The sequence below is a fragment of the Gimesia sp. genome (assembly GCF_048262075.1).
Classification (GTDB): domain Bacteria; phylum Planctomycetota; class Planctomycetia; order Planctomycetales; family Planctomycetaceae; genus Gimesia.
In genome coordinates, this window is record NZ_JBLXFK010000003.1 from 245,935 (window position 1) to 267,337 (window position 21,403).

Here is a 21,403-nt window from a genome sequence, read left to right on the forward strand (position 1 = left end):
CAAAGCTCATGGCCAGAATTAGAATGGCTACCTATTATCTCTATCCGCACATAAGATCCCCGCTATCCCCACCGTAGTCAAACATGTTAGGGTTCATTCCTGGAGTTGGTTATGCTTAGTATTTTTGATGTTTCCGGGAACAAATTCTGTAATCAGGTTTCGCGACGAAATTTCATCAAAATCGGATCGCTGGGTCTAAGCGGACTTTGCCTGCCTCAAATACTCAAAGCCGAGCAGCAGTCGGGTAAAACCAATTCTCAAAAATCCATCATCATGATTTACCTGCCAGGTGGGCCACCGCATCAGGACATGTATGACATCAAGATGGATGCCCCTTCTGAGATTCGAGGTGAATTCGCCCCCATCTCAACTAATGTTCCTGACATCCAGATTTGCGAACATCTGCCGCGAATGGCACGGATCGCAGATAAATGCATCTTTGTGAATTCTCTCGTTGGCTCAATTGGTCAACATGCCTCCTTTCAATGTATGACAGGACATAGCAATCGAAACCAGCCTGCTGGTGGCTGGCCCGAACTGGGATCTGCCCTGTCGCATCTGAAAGGCGATCCCCGGGCGACCTCACCTGCTTATGTGAATCTCTCACCAAAGATGCAGCACACCCCGTACAACTTTGGGAAGAACAGCTTTCTCGGCATGTCGCACACGCCCTTCAATCCGAACGGGGAAATGAAGGGAGATTTGACGCTCAACGGTATCACCCTGGATCGACTGCAGGATCGCAAACGCCTGCTGCAGAACTTCGATCAGTTCCAACGCGAAGCCGACAGCAGCGGCTCCATGCACGGACTCGATTCTTTCAACGAACAGGCTTTCGGCGTGCTCACCTCGGGACGACTCGTGGAAGCACTCGACGTTTCCCAAGAAGACCCCGCGATTCGCGAACGTTATGGAAAAGGAACTTCCCGCAAACAGGGGGACGCAGCCCCGCGTCTGAATGAACAGTTTCTACTCGCCCGTCGTCTGGTCGAAGCGGGTGCCCGGATAGTGACGCTGAGTTACAGCTTCTGGGACTGGCACGGCAGTAACTTCAAACGGGCCAAAGAGAATTTCCCCGATTTTGATCAGGCTATCACGGCCCTGATTGAAGACCTGCATCAGCGGGGCATGGCAGAAGACACCACTGTCATCGCCTGGGGTGAGTTCGGGCGAACACCCAAGATTAATAATAACAGTGGTCGCGATCACTGGCCCCGTGTCTGCAATGCGTTGCTTGCCTGTGGAGGCATGAAAACCGGTCAGGTTATCGGCACCACGGATCGGCTGGGTGGCGAAGCGCAGGACCGTCCCGTCCATTTCCAGGAAATCTTTGCGACCCTGTACCACAATATGGGAATCGACGCACAACAACTGACACTCCCAGACCACGCCGGTCGACCGCAGTATCTGGTCGATAGTGGGTACCTCCCTCTCCCTGAGGTCGTTTGACATACGGGAGCAGATAGTCAGTCCCATCAGTCATACAAACCGTCTGATTTCCACTGAATAAATTCCCCTTGACTCCCCCTCGCTCCCAGCCAGAATAAGCGTCTGAGTGAGTCGCGCGCGTGACCAGTTTACAGTGCACTGAAACACACACCAGTTGTTCATAATCTTCACTGCAAATGAGCCTGTTTTTTCCAGATTTGCACTGCCTGAAACCACACCCGTTCGTGATGTAACCCTGCGGGTCGCCACACATCGCAAAGCTTCATCCCGGCACCGCCTCAACATCGCAATAGATCGGCCCTGTATCAACCTGTATCGCAACATCGTTTCCAAAATCCTCTTGATCCCCACATGTCCTTCCTTAAGATTCATCCTCGAACAGGAAATCAAACATCCTGAAAACAATGCAACAGGCAATAAAACACCAGCCACAATAAAAACACCAGTTGCCATGATCAGACGACCAATAATACGATTGATATCGTGTACTCTACACTCAGAATGAAGCAGCCAACCAGATCTCTTTTTTCGTGTAATTTCGATTTTTTCGTAGTAGAATATAATCAACCGGGTGTCGATATTGGCTTGCCCAACAGTGCACATCTCATTCCCTCACACAACGAAAACAAAAGGCCACGGACGACACATCCGAGTACAACTTCGTCCCGAGTTCCATACTACTGAAAAGCCACACAACCCGAGAGATGAAAACAGGGCACTGCTTAACAGTGCCCCATTCTCAAATCCAGATCAACTACTTACTCTCAGGATCAAACCGGACTCCCATTCAGAACGAAGTCGGACAGCGGTTCATCCAATCCAGTTGACGTTCCGATAAATCCGAAGGAAATCGTACCGCCGACGGGAATATCAGAATTCCAGGATGCCCCTCGAATGACATACGTGTTTCCAACGTGTGAAACAATCTCGGCATTCCAGATATCCGTAATATCACCATCAAAGGTGAACTGCAGCATCCAGCCTTCCATAGGCTGGTCACTTTCATTCCGAATTTCCATCGCCCCCTGAAACCCGCTGTTCCAGGCATCCACGACATCAAAGTCCACCGCGCCCGCCGCAGCCGGCGCATCATTGTCCTGAATACTTCCTGTACCCACAGCAGACACAATGATGCCACCCACGGGCTGATTCAGTACAACCTGGAAACCTTCATTCGCTTCCTGTTCCACATCACCCAGGATCGGCACAGAAATCGTTTTCGTCAGCTCTCCGGGTTGAAAGATCAACTGACCACTCATCGCCTGATAATCTGCACCAGCGATCGCCGTTCCATCAGTGGTATGAAACTGGACTGTCACCAGTTCCGTTGTCGGTTGATCCAGTGATACAGTAAACACAGCCTGTGCACTGCCACTGTCCCCTTCCGTCACGCTCACATCGTTGATGGAAACCTCCGGAACAATCACCTCGAACTCTTCCACGGTGACATTCACCGTCGTACTGATGATGCTGCCCGAATCAGAAACCGTCGTAAATACGAAGCTGTCTGACCCCGAATAACCGGCGTCTGGTGTGTAAGTCAGTGTTCCGTTCTGATTGTTGACCACCTCCCCATGCGCGGGTTGCGAAACAGATTGCAGCGTCCCCCCTGCTCCTGGCGTTGAGGAAGGACTGATATAGTTCCCCGACATCACCAGCATGCTCAACATCGAAACTGAGTCCGCATAGTAATTCGAATGCGTCGTCGCCACACTGTCGAAGACAGAATTCATCCACGCCTGATCCCCGGCATCGGAACCGGTCATTGCAGACACTCCAACCGCCGCTCTGAAGAATGGATCGCTCCAGCTGTTGAGCGGCGTTCCATCCAGAGCGTACCCGCCCCGAATCAATGCTGGATCTCCGCCGGATGACTGCTGGAAGAATTCCGACAGCATCTGCGCCTGGGCTTGCGAGACCGCATCGCCACTCACTATCGCGTCGGCACCAATTCGCCAGGGCACACGCCCTGCGTTGTACCAGTAATGCTGGTCATTGACTTCCAGGAAGCCTGAAGGCGCAGGCGAAACATTCCCGGTCGTCGGATCGACAATCACAAAGTCCGGCACCAGTCCTGTGCCCGACTGCTGCTGCAGTTTCGTCATCACCGACTGAGTCGCGGCGATCACTTCATTCCAGGCCCCCGTTCCGGTTGCTGCTTCAAAAGCGCGGAAGTGTCCGTACATGAAATCGCTGGTACGCACAGACCACTGATTCCGCCCACCACCATCAGGATTCACCCAGTCCCCCAGCATCGGCAGATGACTGTCAGGCCCGATGTTCGAAACATACATCGCATCAATAATCGTAATCGCTTCCTGCAGATAGTTAACCGCGCCGTCACTCCCCCATTGTGCATCTGCAACGAGCAGAGCATAGGCAATATCGGCGTCCCCATCGAAGGCGCTACTGTTTCCGTACGCATCCGGTTGCGCCCAGTCCATCAGATCCGGATTCCCTTCGCTGGGATTGGCCCGCGAATACTGGAACAGACCATCGAAGATCGCCTGGGCCTGTGGATCGTATCCATCCATATGCGCCAGGACCAGCATTCCATATCCCTGCGCTTCCGATGTGGTCCGTCCCGACGCATCCATGATCACCCGGTAGCCGTTCCCCCCCGGATCTGCACGCAACCAGTCTGCCTTCCAACTGTCATAGTAGTTGCTCACAATCTGATCCAGCTGTGCCTGACTGTACTGGCTGGGAAATAACGTACCGTCCACATAGGTCTGCACGTGACTACCATAATCCGGATCGCCGCCAGACGAACCAGCGGAGATCGTTACCGCCGTCTCATAAGGCGTCGTCACGTTCAATTCATTCTCGGAAACCACTTCCTCATCGTCATTGGTAATAACCGTGGTCGCTGAAGACAAACTCGCATCCAGGGTTGCGCCAACCGGGCTGCTGAGGATCACATAAAATTCCTCATCCTGTTCTACCTGGCTGTCACCATAAATACGAACCGAAATCGTTTTTGAGGTTTCTCCCACTGCGAAGGTCACCTGACCGCTGGAAGCTTCATAATCTTCACTGGCCGTTGCCGTCCCGTTGGATGTCTGATAGTTGACGACAACCGTCTGAGTTGCTGTCTCAGACAATGAAATCGTCAAGGTAGCCGACACGGTCCCGCTAATACCTTCTGCGACAGTCGCTCCGCTGATGCGGACCTCTGGTATCACTTCCACAGGGTCTACGATGCTCCCCTCCAGAGGAACCGGATTCTGATAATACTCCTGCACCTTGGTAATCCACCAGTAATCGTCCGTTGGTTCACTGCCGATTGCATCGGTACTGATTCCAACACCGGCGCCAAACAGGATCTGTCGGATACCGGCGGCGCGCGCTTCTTCCATATGCGAACCCCAGGTGATACTGTTACCGGAAACGGTCAGCTTCGCATCACCCAGATCATTGGTCGAGAAATAATCCAGCCGATTTCCGCTCGCCGTAAACGTATCTCCCAGAAAGAATGTGGCTGCAGAATCTTCATACTGCCGCGTCGTGTTGTTCAACGGGTCAAACTCGCCATTGTCGTCATACGGATTCACCGCCTGACTGTCATTGATGTGACCGACGGGCAACTGCCAGAGTACCATTTCACGCTCGGTCGTTTCCGTGAGCGTCTGGGCGATCAGCAGGTAATTCTGCCAGTGATCGTTATTCCAGAACCAGGTACTGGATTCCGGATTGCTGGCTGCCCCGTTCTGCGCCCCCGCATCGAGCCCATATTTATCGAGCGAGATGAACCCTGCCCCGTAGCTGAGAATACCGGCGTCCATGTAATATTCGGCAATCAGTTCTGCTTCGCGGGCAATCGCTGCCTGCCCTGCTTCCATTCCCAGCGTATCCGTCAGATGCACAATACCAGTGCCCGGTATGGGAGTTTCAATACCAGGCGAAGCCCAGAGATTGAACTGCCAGCCAAACTCCACGTTCGGCGCAAAATGACTGATGGTATAATTGATTGCTTCAATCAACCCCGTCACCGTATTGTCGAATTGCGGATCAACGCCTTCCTGCAAGACTCCGCTGCTGTAAGCGGCACTCGTCACAGCCGAAATCGCGCTGGCAGACGTGCCGGCATTCTGCATCAGATAACCGATGAAATCCGGTTCCAGAATCATCTGAACCAGCTCATCACCCGCTTCCGTCCGAATGGTATCCAACGCAAATTTCAGGTCACGGAAATAGTTTTCCATGTACGACTGACTCTGGATGTGCTCCAGGTTGGTCGTATAGCTCTCGCCGCCATCAGGAATATTGTAGTACACGAACTGCGGGATCATTCCCAGCTTCATACTTTCGCGCACATAACTGCTCACGCGGTCCGGGTCCCAGCTCCGCCAGCCGGTAATCGGCCCGCCATTGAGATAGATATACCGCGAGTCAACATATTTTCCGGTCAATGAATCGCTGTCATCAAAATCCTGCCAGAATGCCAGATCGCCGGTCGTGTCTTCACTGACCGAACCGATGGTCAGATAATCGGGGAGTCCCGGCAGTGCTCCCTCTGCCGTACGTACGCGAAACCCGATATAACGATCTTCGCCGCTTTCGACATCGGTAATCCGCACCGACGACCGTCCTGCTTCAAGACCGGTAATCCGCAATGTATTCCCGTTAATGATCTCAGCGGTAATGGCGCGCGAATTACTGGTAGCCACACTGAACTGACTCGACTCACTGGAGGAAGCCAGCGTGTATTCATAAGCGACTTCCTGATCGATGGTGACCTGTAAGGCCTGCCCGGCACTGTCAACTCCCTCAATGCTGATCAGACTGGCACCTCCCGCCACATACGCGACTTCGTCACTCAAAGTGGCCCCGTTCGCATTACTGACTTCGACCTGATAGCGAAACACACCATAATCCCGATTCGTAATCAACAGACTGTCCGTTTGCGGGGTCGCGTTCCCTGTCAGATCTGCTTCATGAATCACGACGCCGTTTTCGTACAACTTCCAGTGATTCGCAGCCGAACCTGCCCATAGATTGAGAGTCACACGGTAACCGCCTGAAGCCTGGTCTGCCAGAACACTGACGCTCGGCTGATTCGGCGCATTCACCACAGGATCGGGGTCTGGATCCGGGTCCGGGTCGGGATCTGGATCAACGGGATTTCCACTCCCGTTAAATGCAAACCCGCTGGGCTCGCTGTAAGCACCTACGGCAACCAGTCCAATCGCCAGCGACTCACCTGCATCCAAAGTAGCATCCCAGCTGGGAGGCGTAATGCGATAGCGGCCTCCCCCCAGATTCTCGACCTCGGCGTTCCACAATGATTGTATCTCGCCACTGAAATCAAACTCCAGTTGCCAGTCGGTAAAAGCAGTTGCTTCGTCGTTGTTGAGAATCAGGTTGGCTGTTCGACCGGAGCCCCAGTCCTGATCCACTTCAAACTGCACATCGGGCGCATCTGCCAGTGGATGGGCGGTAAGCATCGTCCGCACCTCCAGCGCCTCAATCTGTCTCGCTGCCTGTGCTCGGGACCGCCTGGGAGTGCCGTGCTGTTGAATGAACCATTCCAGAAGTGTTGCGTAAAGTCGTGTCATCGCATCAACTCTGCGAACGCAGAGCCCTTTCAGTCTCTGCCAGAACAGTGCGACGCTTCAAGCTGAGAATCAACCTGAAAGTGAAGGAATGGATACGAGTCTCGGAGATAGAAATGCTGAGACGCGTTAGACTCCCCGTAACACTGTTTATCAAAAGGCGCGAGAAGAGACCGCAACACAGGCAGGCCACCACAGGCTCTCACACGCCCAGGATATCCTGGCGCGGAAGCTGTTTTGGCCCAGATCAAACAGCATTTTCCGAGATATTAAGATAGGATTTGAACCGGGAACCAATCCCGGCTCGGAACAGTTCGATTGTAACCATAGTCACCAGCCCCCTGTCCAGACCTGATTTGAAATTTATTGAAGACTCATAAAAGCAGCCGCCCAGAAAGACGTGTCGATCACTCAAAATCCATATGATCCGGTCAGTCGTGAAGTCCAGGAAGTCACTTTCGCGTTGAATTCACATGTGGATTCGTTTACGTTGGTGACTGCTTATCTGTGGAATTCCAGGTTACGTATCGAAATTAATCGGAAAGGCTTATTCGATGAACTTACCTTCGCGGTTCTCCCTCATACTGCTCTTCTTATTCGTCAGTCTCACCTGCCTGCAGAACATTTCCACCGCATCAGAACTACAGGCAGAAAAGACAGACGCAGATCGTCTGCAAGCCTGGCAGAAAAAAGGGGTTGATTATGCACGGATCATGTCCCAGGTGAAATGGACTCCCGTTGCCGAGGGAATGCCGCGCCGGAGGGGAACTTTCGAACCCGGTAAAGAATACACGGGCGTCCCCTATTCGAGCGTAAAATATGTGGGCCGTTATATCGGTTTTGATATTTATTTGAAGACCTTTCTGGCAGCCGTCGAAAATCCACACAGTGTGTTATACACCGAAAACCTGTATGGAAAGGTTGCCAATGCGGAATGCTACTACGGCAAAGTCTGCTCCTCTTACACCAGTTATGCCTTACAGTGCGGCGTCTGGTATGTCAGCCGCCTGCATAACCCACCCTATCGCGAAGGCGTCAGGCTGGTTGCCCCCCAGACAGCCCAGGCGGCACAGGTGGGAGACATCATTTTCACGCCTCCTCAACCAGGTTCCCACGTGGAAATTGTGACGAGAGTCACCAGAGACGCTGAAGGAAAAGTCACGCATGTCCGTGTGGAAGAAAGCCGTCCCCTCACGACCAAAACCAGCAACCGCTCTGCCTCGACCTTTAACAGTCACCTCAAAGCGCGAGGCAGGAAACTGTTTCGCATCACCGATCTGGATGCCTGGCGCGGCCAGAATAAAGCAGAGTCATTCCTGTTCCCCAACTATGAGGAAGACGCCAAAACCCCAGTTATCAACCGGGTTTTACTGCTCGATCGGGGAGACTGGGTTCCCTATTTCAAAGATCAGAAAGTAAAAATCAACATCATGGACAGAGACGACCAAGGCGTAAAAAAGCTGGTCGTCAAACGGGGGGATAAAATAGTCCAGGAAATCAACCAGCCTGGTAAAGGCGTGATCGAACTCGCGTTTTCCACCAGTGGTGATTATACCGCACACTGCGTTATGAACGATAACTCGTTGAGTCAGGCCTGCGAGTTCTCCGTCTGTGATCTCGACTTCAGTATCTCCGCAAAAACTGCCTCGAAAACGGAACCGTGGGAACTGCAGATCAATTCTGACAACATGAAAGTCATTATGGCACTGCTGGTAAACGAAGCAGACAGTTATGACTATCACAACATCTATGTGACAGAGCAGGATCGGCAGAATGGAACAGTGCACATTCCCGCCAATCTGATTCAGACCGCAGGCAAGATGCAGGTCTGGCTGGTCGGCGAAAACAAATATGGCAGGCTCAAAAAACGACGCGATATCCTCATACAGGATTAAAGTACCTCTGAATTCAAGTACCACTGAATTCAAGTACCACTGACAGAAATGTCACTGACACTGGCCCCCATTCTGACCTTTCAGAAGTACGCTTTTAAAAAACAGCTCTGGGCATTCTGTTCTCTTCCACAACTCGAAGTCAAGTCGACTCGTTTTCAGGAAGCCGTTTTTCAGCACGTCTCTATTACTCATACACTTCAAGTTCTTGGATATCATTATGCGTTCTACGAATCTCTTTCACTGTTGTTAATCCTCACCTTAGGCAGTGTCCAGTTTTACTGTTGCATCTCCAGGACTGTTTGGCCCGAGTATATTAGATTGAGAGACGCGATAATTAAAATGTGACGCGAGCTGGCTTCCGGATGTGGCGACCAATCTGAGTCGATCAGTAATCCCGCCGATTCCACTCCTGATTTAGAGTCTCTCAGAGCTTTACAGACCGCGATCAAAAATGCCTGCCAGACAGGTGACCAGTGATAATGCCTGAATGGACTGATCAGGTCTGAAGCTGTAAACCCATCGGCGTCTGCATCAACCGGGCCGCTTCTGCAACAGGTTAAGAACTCTTTGAATCCATGTCACGCGATACATGCAAATCAACGGCATGCGTCGACAGTCGCAGTTCGCGAAGCATCGCTCGTTTCTTGGTCTGATGTGCCTGCATTCTTCTTAAAATGTCATCGAGTGTTTTCACCGCCTGCAGCACATGCGGTCCTTTGTTGAGCATCACACATTCTGCCCGGTGTCCCATCGCAGCATCGGTGATTTCTGCACGCGACGGTATCCCTTCTTTCGCGAGTGTCTCCAGCACCTGCGTCGCCCAGATGACGGGAACGTGAGCCGCTTCACAAATCCAGAGAATCTCCTCTTGAACTTCTGCCATTCGCTCAAAACCACACTCGACCGCCAGATCGCCGCGAGCGATCATTACTCCACAGCAGGACGAACGCATCGCCAGTAGCAGCATGTCCGGCAGATTTTCAAAGCCGCTCCGTGTCTCGATTTTCAATACAATGGCAGGAAATCGACCTGCCTGCTGTTTCAGTTGCGCCTGCAGGAATTCCACATCCGCACCACGATTGGCAAACGACAACTCAACCACATCCGCATGTTGTGCCACAAATGTCAGATCTTCCAGATCTTTCTCCGTCAACGCAGCCAGACTGAGTTTGCTTTCGGGCAGGTTGATCCCCTTGTCCGGCCTGAGTTTTGAGCCCTGTAGACGCGTCTGTGTAATCCGCACTACCGCCTGCATACGCTCTACCTGTTCCACAATGCCGCCTATCTTGCCATCGTCAAACCAAATCGACTCCCCTGCATGCACATCGTCAAACACCTCGGGAATCGTACACCCGATTCGGGCCGGAGTCGTTACCTGCCCCGCCTCATTCCGGAGCGCATCACCACCTGGTTCCAGATCGCGGGTGACAATCAGCTGATCACCCCGTTGTAAATTGAGACAGTTTTCCCGTGCAGGTAATTCACCGACCAGGGTCTCGCAGTCTTCTTCTGGAGCCATCCCCCTCTCATGTCGCAACCTGGTACCGGGTATGAGGTACGTCGTCTGCACCGCTTCCACCCGGCAACCATCCTCACTGACCTCCGTCACCGTGAAACTGCGTCGGGAATCGCGGGCATCCTGCAATTTAATCTGATCGCCCTGCTGCAGACGTTTCAACCATGACGCTGCGACAGGCAGACTCGCATCTACTTCCTTCGGGGAGATCCGGGGATTCTCCACGGAGCTTAACCAGACGCATGCCGCCTCTGTCACCCTTCCATATTGATCGCGGCGAGGACGAATTTTGATGACCTGAGGTCCTGGTTTCAACGGTCCCGTGCGGAGTTTGGGGCCTGCCAGGTCCATCACAACCCGGCAGGACTTTCCCAGTTCCCGTTCGGCCCGCTGCAGATGTTCAATCATCCGCGACCAGGAGGCAGAATCATCGTGCGCACAATTGATCCGCATGCATTCCATCCCTGCCTGCAGCAACTGATACACCAGTTGATAATCGTCTGCCGCCTCGCTCGGCATGGTGACCATAATTCGCACCCAGCGCCCGGAGGTCGATGGCCCCAGCAGGGCTTCCGTATGTTCCACCAGCAGTCGCTCTCCGGTGGCATAATCGATTGAGTCCACATCCTGCGTGGGGAATTTCACAGATGACCCGATCAATTGCTGCAGAACGCACAGCACCGCATCGATGGTCGCCATCACATGCGACTCGGCCCGCCCCAGTGAAGAGAGCCCCACCGCAGCCAGTCGCTGTTGCAAGGCCCTGAGATCCCGATGCCGCAGCGTGAGATAATGTAACAGATTACGGGCACTCTCCCGATATCCCGGATACACCTCATCCAGAAGCGACTCTGATCGCGCTGCTTCCGCCAGGATCCCCGAGCGAATCGCAGCGAGTTCATGGAACATCGATTCATAGTCCGCGTGTTCCAGACGCTTCGTTTCGTCGTTCTGTTCCTCAGTCAAAAGACATCCTCTCTGAAAGACCCCCGGTAATCACTCCCGTGTTGAGTCGCCCCGGAAGCTCCTGAGACAGCTTCTACTCTGATCGATCTGCCGGTCCGCTCCTATAAACATTGAGCCACGACTTGTCAACTTCACAGAAAATTAACAAAACAAAGCCGGAGCGACTTCACAATATTGACCGGTATCAATGCTCAGAAACCTTCGAAAGCAGAACTTTGATGAGTTCGCTTTCTGTTTCCTGATGCCACCAGATGATGCAGAATGTTCCGTCGACTACTGCACTTCGCCGCAGAACCGGATTCGCAGATTCTCCACGACTTCCAGCCCCCGGGGCATAAACTGATTGCGTTTCAGTCGGCCTTTGGCTTCAATCGCCTTGAGATGATCCGAGACCCCATTGGTCGATTTAATTCCAAACGACTGACCAATCTCCCGCACCGTCGGCGCACACCCCATCTTGGCGGTAAACACACGAATAAAACTGATAATATGCTTCTGTCGCTCGGTTAATTTTTTCATCGCAGGGTCTCTGAATAATGGTACCTGAAATACAGATCGTTCCCGATCATCGCCGTGATTATATAGCATCACCGAATCAGAATGCTACTCCATCCCCAGATCACGTCCCAGCCAGGCGTCCAGAGTCACTTCCTGTTCCTCAACCTGCAGACAGTCCATAATATCCAACCTGACGCCTGCAAAGATATCCACCGCAGCCTCGGGGTTTTGTTCCGCGACCAGAGTTTCGATTAAAGCGATAAAATCACCCACGCGGATATCCGTCCAGAGATTGTCCGGCGGATCAGCAGTATTCCCCTCATGCAGAAGCCGATGCACCTCGTCCCGGGGAATTTTAATCTCAAACCGTTTTTCAACCCGAAACACCAGATCAAGCAAGTCGATTCCCATGCTGGTCTCACACGAACAAGGTTTACAGAAAAGACAGTTTGTGTTTTTGAATCGGTATTGTTAACAGAGCCACTCTTCAAACCCCAAAAATCATACCAGAGTAAAACAGCCCGTCAATAAATTCACCCCACATACAACCGGAATAACCCGCACAGTTTCCGCGGCCGTTCACACAATCTTCTCGCTTCCGCCGCTTTTCAGCAAAGTACGCGGACTCGCTTTTCCAATCTATGCAGCTCTCCAGTTCCCGCAACCGATAAAATAAGCATCACTGTTTCTGCGGACACGGTCTGCGCCTGCGCGTGCCAGACCGGATTCAGGGAAGATCCTCAGCAGCAGATTCGATCTCATTTTTCTTTACAAATACGGTCACAGACACAAAATCCCGCCCGATGGAACGACAGCAGGATCAATCGAGAAATGTGTTCCGACACCCCCGTCAATTACGACGCTGGTTGTCGCTGCTGGGATGTTGTCTCGCGCTCAGTGTCAATCCTCTGTTGGCACAGGAACCAGGAGCAGATGCACTCCCGTCACCGCTCACCGATTCGCTGCCGAGCGAAACGGCGTTCATCAGTCCCTTCCCTGTCTGTGACGCAGACACACTCTCCTGTGTGCCCGTCCTGGATGGGCACAGCGATTACCCGACCGGCGAACTGAGTGGCTTCATCCAGATCGACTCCGCGGCTTTCGAACAGTCGCCGGCGTCCATGGCAGCGTTTGGTGATATTAATAACCGCACCGCCGTCCGGCGTGCGCGGCTCGCATTGACAGGAGATCTCGGGACTGACGTCGGTTACAAAATGGATGTCGAGTTCGCCACATCCCCTCCCGCGGCACGTGATGTCTACCTGGATTTCCGCGACCGTCCCTACGCCGATCGCCTGGTTGTCGGGACCACGAAAGTCCCTTTCCAGATGGAAGCACTCACCAGTTCCAAAAACTTCACCTTTGCCGAACGGGCTCCCTTTTTTACCTTCTCCCCATTTCGGCAGGTCGGCATCTGGGCAGATGGCACACTCGAAGAAGAACGGGGTACCTGGTCACTCGCCGGCTTCCTCGTCGGCAGGGGAGGCTTCGATCTGAATCACAACGCCGACGGCCAGGGAGTCGCTGCCCGAACCACGTATCTGCACTGGTACGAAGACGGCGGTCGCAATCTGCTCCACACCGGTTTGAACTACAGCGTCCTGCAGCCGTTTAATAAGATGGTTCGCTACGATTCCAAGTTGAGCTTCTTCACCAACCAGGAACCGGGCATCAATTCATCAGGTCCCCCGCAACTCGTTGACACGGGTAATGTCCCCGCAGAAAGTGTCAACCTGTTTAACTTCGAACTGGCGGGTTCGCATGGCCGTTTCAATTATCAGGCCGAACTTACGTATGCCCTGGTCAATCAGATCGGCGGCCCCCCGCTGGTCTTTTACGGCGGTTATGCCCAGGCCGGCTGGTTCTTTACGGGAGAATCCAAACCCTACAATCGCAAGACGGGCGTCTTTGATTCCGTCAAACCGCTGCACAGTTTTTTTGACGGCGGCTGGGGCGCCTGGGAACTGGCCGCACGGGGCACCTTCCTCAATCTGAACGATAAAAATGTGACGGGCGGACGCATGAACTCCGCCGAACTGGCGGTGAACTGGTACCTGAGTGATCAGCTCAGCGTCAAATTTGATTACGTGCACGGCTTCATTAATAACGCGACCACTGACGATCTCCCTATCGATGTCATCGGCGGACGTCTGCAGTACATTTATTGAGGAAACGGACCCGCTGCGAGCTTACCCAAACAACTGTTTGAGAGGTGTGCCGCTTTCGATGATGGGGATTGGTCTGTCTTCGCGATCAGGCAGAAACAGTTCGGGATCAATGCCCAGTGACCAATAAATCGTTTTCGCCAGGTCTTCCGGGCTGACCGGGTGGTCCGCAGGATAAGCGGCCTCTGCATCGGAGGTACCATACACAATCCCTCCGTTGACTCCCGCGCCCGCCAGCAGACAGGGAAAACAATGCGACCAGTGTCCGCGTCCCCACGCCGCAGTCCCTTTGGGAGTTCGCCCCATTTCGCCCACGGCAACAACCAGCGTTTCATCAAGCAGACCCCGCTCTTCCAGATCGGTCAGCAGCGCGGAATACGCCTGGTCAAATCCGGGCAGCAGGTGATGCTGCAGATGATGGGCACTGCGATGCGAGTCCCAGCTGTAACCATCGGGGGCGTCCCAGCAGACGGTCACAAAACGGGCTCCCGCTTCAATCATCCGCCGCCCCATCAAAGTCGACTGACCAAACAGATGCCGCCCGTAGCGGTCACGCAGTTTTGCTGATTCCTGCTGAATATCAAACGCAGACCGCATCTTCTCTGAAGTCACCAGCGACAACGCCCGTTGCTGGATGCGATCATAGTTTTTGTATTGATGATCTTCGTGAAAATCCCGATTGGCCTGGTCAAACTGCTGCAGCAGACTGCTGCGACGATTCAATCGATCCAGGGTCATCTCTTCCTTCGTCGCCAGACCGCGAATCCGGAAATCCAGTTCCGCATCCGTGCAGTCACGAAAGTAGGGATTGTCTGCGGCATTGCGTTTGCGAATATCGGTGGCGAATGCGTTATAAGCCGACCCCAGCCAGCCCGCATGTTGTCCGGTTCGTTCCAGCCCCTGCAGTACTCCCAGTCGATTGGGCAGATAGACATAATCAGGCAGCGCACGTTGATGCGCATCGGGACTCCGCCGGGACAGGTATTCGACGACACTTCCCATCGCCGGCCAGTCGGTCCCCCGGGCATTGACATCGCCCCCATCGGCGGAAGAACGCGTCCACTTGTGACCCGTCTGAATGTAATGGCAGGCATTATGATCGTTATGCGGATGCGTCATCGTGCGGATCACGCAGAGCTTGTCTGAGATATTTGCGGTCTGAGGCAGATACTCGCTGATGTGCAGGCCCGGCGTGCGGCTGTCGATGGGATGAAAAGGGCCGCGAATGCCACTGGAGGCTTCCGGCTTCATGTCGAATGATTCCAACTGACTGGGACCACCAAACAAAAATAGAAATATCACCGACTTCGCCCGCCCGTTCTGAAACGCACCCGCAACTTCTTCCGCAGCCAGCACACCCGGCAGACTCAATCCGAATAAACCCGCTCCCCCAACCTGTAACGCCTCGCGCCGCGTCAGACCCGAACAAACCTGCTTCGCATATCCATTCACTGTCAGCATAAATTCAGCTCCGTTCGGAGTCAGTGACAATCAAAGGCATCCCTCGACAGTTTTTTTGAGCCGCTGTCTGTGAAGGATATTTGTGGAATGGCTCCAGTCTAGTGAATTCAGCGCAGAAGATCAATTTTTTTCTGTGCACAACCAAAAACAAAATACATACCTTCCACTGGTCTCTCAGTATCCACTCATGAAGACAGCAGATCGGTTGAATCTTCTTCCGGGTCGCGTGCCTGCTGACTCTGTCGTTCCAGCTCATTGTATTCACTGGCCAGGCTGCCTTCCGCTTCGGTGACGGTCTCCTCATCCTGAATGTCAACCGGCGAGCGGGATGGTGGTTGAGCCGGTTGTTGAGAGGGAGTTGCTTCTGCGCCTTCCTCTTCCTTCGCGGATACCATCGTCACAGGCACCCCTTGGGGAAAGATCACTTCCCGCGCGTCGTCTGGCATGGAGAATCCCCGTTCTTCAAACTTAGTCTTCACCAGCCGCATCATCGAGGAATTGACTTTCAACACACTGAATTTGTGGCCGTCGATCCAGTAATACAGACGCAGATTGACAGTCGAAGACCCCAGTCCCTCCACCAGCACCGTCGGTTCGGGATCGTCAAGCACTGCCGGATGAGATTCCAATATTTCTTTGGCGATGGATTGCGCTTCGTTAATGGGTACGTCGTAGCCTACCCCCACCAGAAAATCGAGTCGCACTTTGGGGTTCGAGGTATAATTCAGAATCTTGCTCTTATAAATAATCGAATTCGGTACCTGGATGTGATTTCCATCCATGGACATTAACAGTGTGCCACGCGTATTAACCCTTTGCACATAGCCCAGTATCCCCTCCACTTCAATCAGATCACCATAGCGAAACGGATTTTGCATACTGATCAGAATACTGGCGAGGAAGTTCTCAGCGATATCCCGAAATGCAATCCCGACGATCAGTCCGAACAATCCTGTTCCCCCCAGTACCGTTGCCGCCAGCCGCGTCAGACCGGCAATTTGCAACACTAAATAAATACCAAGCAGAAAGACCAGCAGCAACAGCCCTTTGCGAACCACCCCACGCAGCAGCTTATTCTGAAACCGGCTGAGAATCGTATAATCGGCAATACGTCCTGAGATAAACATCATTATAAAAGTGAACAGCAGAACCAGCAGCGCCGCCAGTATGATGGGAATGGACTGCACAGTCTTTCGCATAATCGATTTGACTGTGCCATAGGAGGCACTCAGGTCAAACAGGTCCGGCTGCCTGACTTCAATCCGGTTGACGACAGCGACAACATCCTGTGTATTCCGGGAAAGATCACCGGCCCATTGACGGTATTTTTCATCATCGGTTGATCCCGACAGAAAAGCGACCCCCTCATCAACTTCGACAAGAGGTTCTTCAAACCATTCTGTCGCTTTGAGAATGCGCGTCAGTCGCATCGAGATTTCGTAATCTTCGACAGCGGGCGTCACATTGACCGCTTTAGGAGCGGGCAGCGTCTCGGATGGAGGCGGTTGGACAGGCTCTTCAGGCGTCTTCTCCTGCGCAACACAGACGAGCGAGCAGATTCCAGAGACCAGCAGAAACACCAGCACTCTGCTAACAGTGATCATTCAACAACTCCCGCTTTCGATTTGAATTTCAAATTAAAAATCACTTCAACATCAAAAGATGATGCCACAATGCGGCCAGGTAAGACAAAGTACATCCAATACCAGCTTTTAAATCCGATCTTGTTTAACACAATTCAATTGAGAGTGATCTTTCAAATCAGAAAAAATCAGATCTATTGATTGCCCCTGCTGCGGTGGCAGGGGTATCATCATATGATACGGATCCTTACAAGTCACGGAACTGAATCCAGCCAGGGAATCTCCATGAAAATCTTAAGCATACTGCGTTTGTCCCCTCTTGTCACCTTCGCCTCGCTTTCAGTCAGTCTGCTCACACTACTACTCTCACAGTCACATGCAGGCGAAAAAACAGATGCTCCTCCCTGGGCAGTTTTGCAGCCGGCCCCCGATCCGCGTCCTCTTCCTCATACAAAACCACTCATTTACCCGGGCGATCTCAGCGAAAAAATGATTGCCGGTATCGACAAGTTCCTGCTCAAACAGATCGCGCAGGCAGCCAAGGAACGACCGAAGCTGTGGAGCCGGGACCTCTCTTCTCCGGAAGCCTATGCAAAATCGATCGCCGACAAACAGGCGGAACTCTCCGCCATGCTCGGCTTGACCGACCCACTTGTTACCGGACGCATATCTTATATTGGCGATTCTTCCGACCAGCCATCGGACGAATTCTCACTCTACGAAGTCAGTTGGCCGACTCTGGATGACATGCAGGGCACCGGCCTGTTGCTGGTCCCCAAAGGAAAGATTCACGGCGACATCGTCGCGATCCCGGAAGCTGATCAACTTCCCGAAGATCTGGTCTCTGCGAAAAACCCGTCAGACGCGTATGCGCAGCAACTCGCACGTTCCGGATTTCGCGTGTTGATTCCCACGCTGATCAATCGACAAACCAATCAATGGAAAATGAGTAACCGCGAATGGGCGCACCGCCCTGCTTTCGAACTGGGCCGTACACTCGTCGGTTATGAAACTCAGAAAGTCATGGCGGGCGTCAGCATTTTGAAACAGACTAGCGAGGATGAGAAACGCCCTGTCGGAGTCATTGGCTGGGGTGAAGGGGGACGGCTGGCGTTGTATGCGGCAGCCCTGGATCCGCGCATCGATGCCGCGGCTGTCTGCGGCTATTTCAGTTCGCGACAGTTTCTCTGGGAAGAACCTGCCGACCGGAATGTCTTCGGCCTGCTCAATGTATTCGGTGATGCGGAAATCGCCAGCCTCGTCGCTCCGCGTACGCTGATTATCGAATCGGGCATGTATCCCGAATATGGTTTCCGAACGACTGCCTGGGGCGAACTGGAAGTTAAGCAGGACGGTTATACCGCCCTGAAAGGCAAGCCGGGTCGATTGCTGGTTCCCGATAAAGACGAAGTCAAAACCGAAGTCGCGCGAGCACGTGAATTCACCGCCGCTTTAAAACCTCAGGCACCCACATTGACACTCGTGGATTCCAAAGTCCCTGTCTCTCAGGAAACACTGACGGCTTTGATTCAGAGCCTGGACTCTGATGCCAGACTGGCAGCGGTCTCCAAACCACTCGAACTCAAATCACGTGCACAGGCAAGCAAACGACATGACGAACAGTTGGCTGAAATCCTCAGACATAATCAGCGTCTGCTGCAGTTGGCCTACGAAAGCCGCATCGAATTCATGAAGGACCTTAAAACCGATTCGCTGGAAAACTTTGAGAAATCAGTGGAACCCTACCGTAAGATCTTTCGCGATGACGTGATCGGCGCCTTTGACCTGGAACTGCTCCCCGATAATGCCCGCAGTAGGAAATACCAGGTCGGCCCGAAGACGATCAGCTACGAAGTCGAAATGGATGTCTTCCCCGACGTCACCGCGTATGGCATTCTGACCTTACCTAAAGACATGAAACTGGACGGTTCAGAACAGCGGCCCGTCGTCGTCTGCCAGCATGGTCTGGAAGGACGTCCGCAGCACACGGTCGGCGAGGAAGGATATCGCGCCTACAAGTCCTTCGCCACGCATCTGGCCGAACGAGGCTTCATCACCTTCTCACCCCAGAACCCGTATGTTCTATTCGATCGTTTTCGCACACTGCAATTCAAATCACAGTCGATTGGGCGCACCCTGTTCTCCATCGCAGTTCCGCAACATCAGCAGATCACAGACTGGCTTTCGACACTGCCCTTTGTCGATGAAAAACGAATCGGCTTCTACGGAATTTCTTACGGCGGAAAATCAGCCATGCGAATTCCGCCGCTGGTCAAGAACTACGCCCTTTCGATCTGTTCTGCTGATTTCGGCGAATGGGTCTGGAAGAATGCCGCCACCGACCAGCGCTCGCTGCGATACAGTTACGCCAATAAAGGGGAATATGAAATCTTCGAATGGAACCTGGGCAGCACGTTTAACTACGCAGAGATGGCCGCGCTCATCTGTCCGCGGCCCTTCATGGTGGAACGCGGTCACTTTGATGGCGTCGAACCTGATGACCGCGTCGCCCAGGAATATGCCAAGGTACGATTTCTCTATCAGGCAAAACTGGGGATCGGCGATCGACAGGAACTCGAATTCATTAAAGGACCGCATGCCATTCATGAACAGGGTACTTACGACTTTTTACACAAGCATTTGAACTGGCCCCTCCCCAAAGATTCGAACTAATGAATCACAGACCGTTTTACTTGCCGACATACAAAGCATAAAACTTCGTCTCTGTGGAATGGGGAAATGTAACCCGCGCTGCCAGTTTTTTGTCGGCCGGTAACGGATTGTTTCCAGACCAGACAATCGGCGTACGGGTTCCCGGTTGCGTGACGCGGGCAGCATCTTTGCCGGAGTAACCGGTCAGAGGTTTGTCGAATTCATCGACCAGCTCCACCGTTAAGGGATTCTCTGTTGAGACCCCTTCCACATTCACAAACAGTTTGAGATCTCCCCTGGTTTCAAAGGGAGCCGTCACAAAGTGGGCTGAGCTGTCTTCGACCTTGGGCGAGAGGTAACCAAAACCGTCTCGCCTGAGGGTCGCCAGGCCAATTTCCATATTCTTGAGTTTTCCGCCGGTATCCCAATGGGAATACCACATCAGCGTCTTATCCCCCCGGTTGACGAACGCATGTCCCTGCAGCAGCGCGATATCATCCCACTCACCCTGCTTTCCTCGGGCGATGACACTATGATCGGGAACGGGCTCGCGGAAGTGAATTCCATCATTGCTGACGACCAGTCCCAGATCAATTGTCACTCCTTTGTTCCAATGTTCGCCTTTTGGTGGTTTCTGAGGGGCATCCTGCCACATCCCATATAAGCCGACCAGGACGTTCCCCCGATTCCAGATTCCCGCCCCCATATGTGTCTGCTGACCGGGTATCGGCGTCGCCGTCAACTGGCCCGGTCGAGCAAAGGAAAGTGCTTTCGCGCGGGACCAGTGATCAAAATCAGAAGACCGGTAAGCGAGCATCACCCGACCGACATCAGAACCGTCCATCCGCCAGGTCCAGGGCGAAAGCAGCTGACCATTGGCATAATAAAAGTTACCGAACTGATACAGGCTGGAGACTTCGAACCGTTCGCCCCCCGCATTCATGGGACGGTCACCAACAACATCCCACGTTAAGCCATCGGCACTGGTCGCGGCGACGAAAGCGCCCCAGCGACTTTCGTTCGGCCCGATTTTACTCCGCCCGCCACGCACCTCAGCAAACGGGGGATGTGCTATATAGACACATTTAAAACGGCGCTTGGGGTCAGGGTCATTGGCATCATACATCACACTCAGAAAATCATTCACCTTGGCCAGCGCGGGGACTTCCGACTTGATCAGACAGATATTGTTCTGTTTATTTCCATTGAATTCCACCAGATTGAGTTTGGGTTTCGTCCAGTGGATCCCGTCATCACTCTCGGCGTAACACATGGGTCGCCACCAGCCGGGCGCCTGGCCACTTTTAATCGCGGTCTCGAACATCCCGAGATACCACATGCGAAATTTCCCGTCCATGTACATCACGCTGCCATAGAGAATCGCATGTCCGTGATCGGGGGCTCCTTCCGGTCCACGTCGCAGCACGGGATTCGCAGGATGCTTCTCCGCCGTCACCGGTGTCAGCTGCAGATTGTTCCGCCAGGGAATCGCGTGGTCATCGAATGAGAAAAAAACCGCTTCATCCACTTCCGGACCGCGGTCCACTGAAACCGTCTGGGCGGAAAGCCCGGCAGATATTCCCAAGAGTAATACAATTAACAGACAGGCTGTAATGCATCGTTTTAAAGTAGAGAATGGTGAGGCAGGCATCGTTTCTCTTTC

General features: G+C 53.1%; 11 protein-coding genes. 4 read left to right on the top strand and 7 right to left on the bottom strand.

Annotated features, from left to right (window positions below):
• Positions 1-111 precede the first annotated feature (111 nt).
• Positions 112-1,449, top strand: coding sequence for a DUF1501 domain-containing protein (locus ACN0YH_RS08420; RefSeq protein ID WP_417379123.1), 1,338 nt, complete (start codon positions 112-114; stop codon positions 1,447-1,449).
• A gap of 770 nt (positions 1,450-2,219) precedes the next feature.
• Here ACN0YH_RS08420 and ACN0YH_RS08425 read toward each other — a convergent pair.
• A complete protein-coding gene (locus ACN0YH_RS08425; protein ID WP_417379124.1) occupies positions 2,220-7,007 on the bottom strand; it encodes a glycosyl hydrolase family 8 in 4,788 nt (1,595 codons plus the stop codon).
• A gap of 551 nt (positions 7,008-7,558) precedes the next feature.
• Between ACN0YH_RS08425 and ACN0YH_RS08430 the strand changes: the two genes are divergently transcribed.
• Positions 7,559-8,899, top strand: coding sequence for a hypothetical protein (locus ACN0YH_RS08430; protein WP_417379125.1), 1,341 nt, complete (start codon positions 7,559-7,561; stop codon positions 8,897-8,899).
• A gap of 556 nt (positions 8,900-9,455) precedes the next feature.
• Here ACN0YH_RS08430 and ACN0YH_RS08435 read toward each other — a convergent pair.
• The 3 genes from ACN0YH_RS08435 to ACN0YH_RS08445 all read right to left on the bottom strand — a co-directional run bounded on the left by ACN0YH_RS08435 (position 9,456) and on the right by ACN0YH_RS08445 (position 12,290).
• Positions 9,456-11,381 (bottom strand): pyruvate kinase, encoded by a 1,926-nt coding sequence (locus ACN0YH_RS08435; protein WP_417379126.1) that lies wholly within the window; start codon positions 11,379-11,381, stop codon positions 9,456-9,458.
• Between the two features lie 273 nt (positions 11,382-11,654).
• Positions 11,655-11,900, bottom strand: a complete 246-nt coding sequence (locus tag ACN0YH_RS08440; RefSeq protein WP_417379127.1) for a LexA family transcriptional regulator — start codon at positions 11,898-11,900, stop codon at positions 11,655-11,657.
• 84 nt (positions 11,901-11,984) lie between these two features.
• Positions 11,985-12,290, bottom strand: coding sequence for a hypothetical protein (locus ACN0YH_RS08445; protein WP_417379128.1), 306 nt, complete (start codon positions 12,288-12,290; stop codon positions 11,985-11,987).
• Positions 12,291-12,682: 392 nt separating this feature from the next.
• Here ACN0YH_RS08445 and ACN0YH_RS08450 point away from each other — a divergent pair, with 392 nt between their 5' ends.
• Positions 12,683-14,047, top strand: a complete 1,365-nt coding sequence (locus tag ACN0YH_RS08450) for an OprO/OprP family phosphate-selective porin (protein ID WP_417379129.1) — start codon at positions 12,683-12,685, stop codon at positions 14,045-14,047.
• Between the two features lie 21 nt (positions 14,048-14,068).
• Here the strand turns inward: ACN0YH_RS08450 and ACN0YH_RS08455 are convergent, their stop codons facing one another.
• Both ACN0YH_RS08455 and ACN0YH_RS08460 read right to left on the bottom strand, forming a co-directional pair.
• A complete protein-coding gene (locus ACN0YH_RS08455; protein ID WP_417379130.1) occupies positions 14,069-15,505 on the bottom strand; it encodes a DUF1501 domain-containing protein in 1,437 nt (478 codons plus the stop codon).
• Positions 15,506-15,690: 185 nt separating this feature from the next.
• The gene (locus tag ACN0YH_RS08460; protein ID WP_417379131.1) at positions 15,691-17,109 is read right to left on the bottom strand and encodes a mechanosensitive ion channel domain-containing protein; all 1,419 of its coding nucleotides are present in this window, start codon (positions 17,107-17,109) and stop codon (positions 15,691-15,693) included.
• 264 nt (positions 17,110-17,373) lie between these two features.
• Between ACN0YH_RS08460 and ACN0YH_RS08465 the strand changes: the two genes are divergently transcribed.
• Positions 17,374-19,761, top strand: a complete 2,388-nt coding sequence (locus tag ACN0YH_RS08465; RefSeq protein WP_417379132.1) for a dienelactone hydrolase family protein — start codon at positions 17,374-17,376, stop codon at positions 19,759-19,761.
• A gap of 16 nt (positions 19,762-19,777) precedes the next feature.
• Here the strand turns inward: ACN0YH_RS08465 and ACN0YH_RS08470 are convergent, their stop codons facing one another.
• Positions 19,778-21,391: a hypothetical protein gene (locus tag ACN0YH_RS08470; protein WP_417379133.1), complete on the bottom strand. Its 1,614-nt coding sequence runs from the start codon at positions 21,389-21,391 to the stop codon at positions 19,778-19,780.
• Between the last annotated feature and the right edge of the window lie 12 nt (positions 21,392-21,403).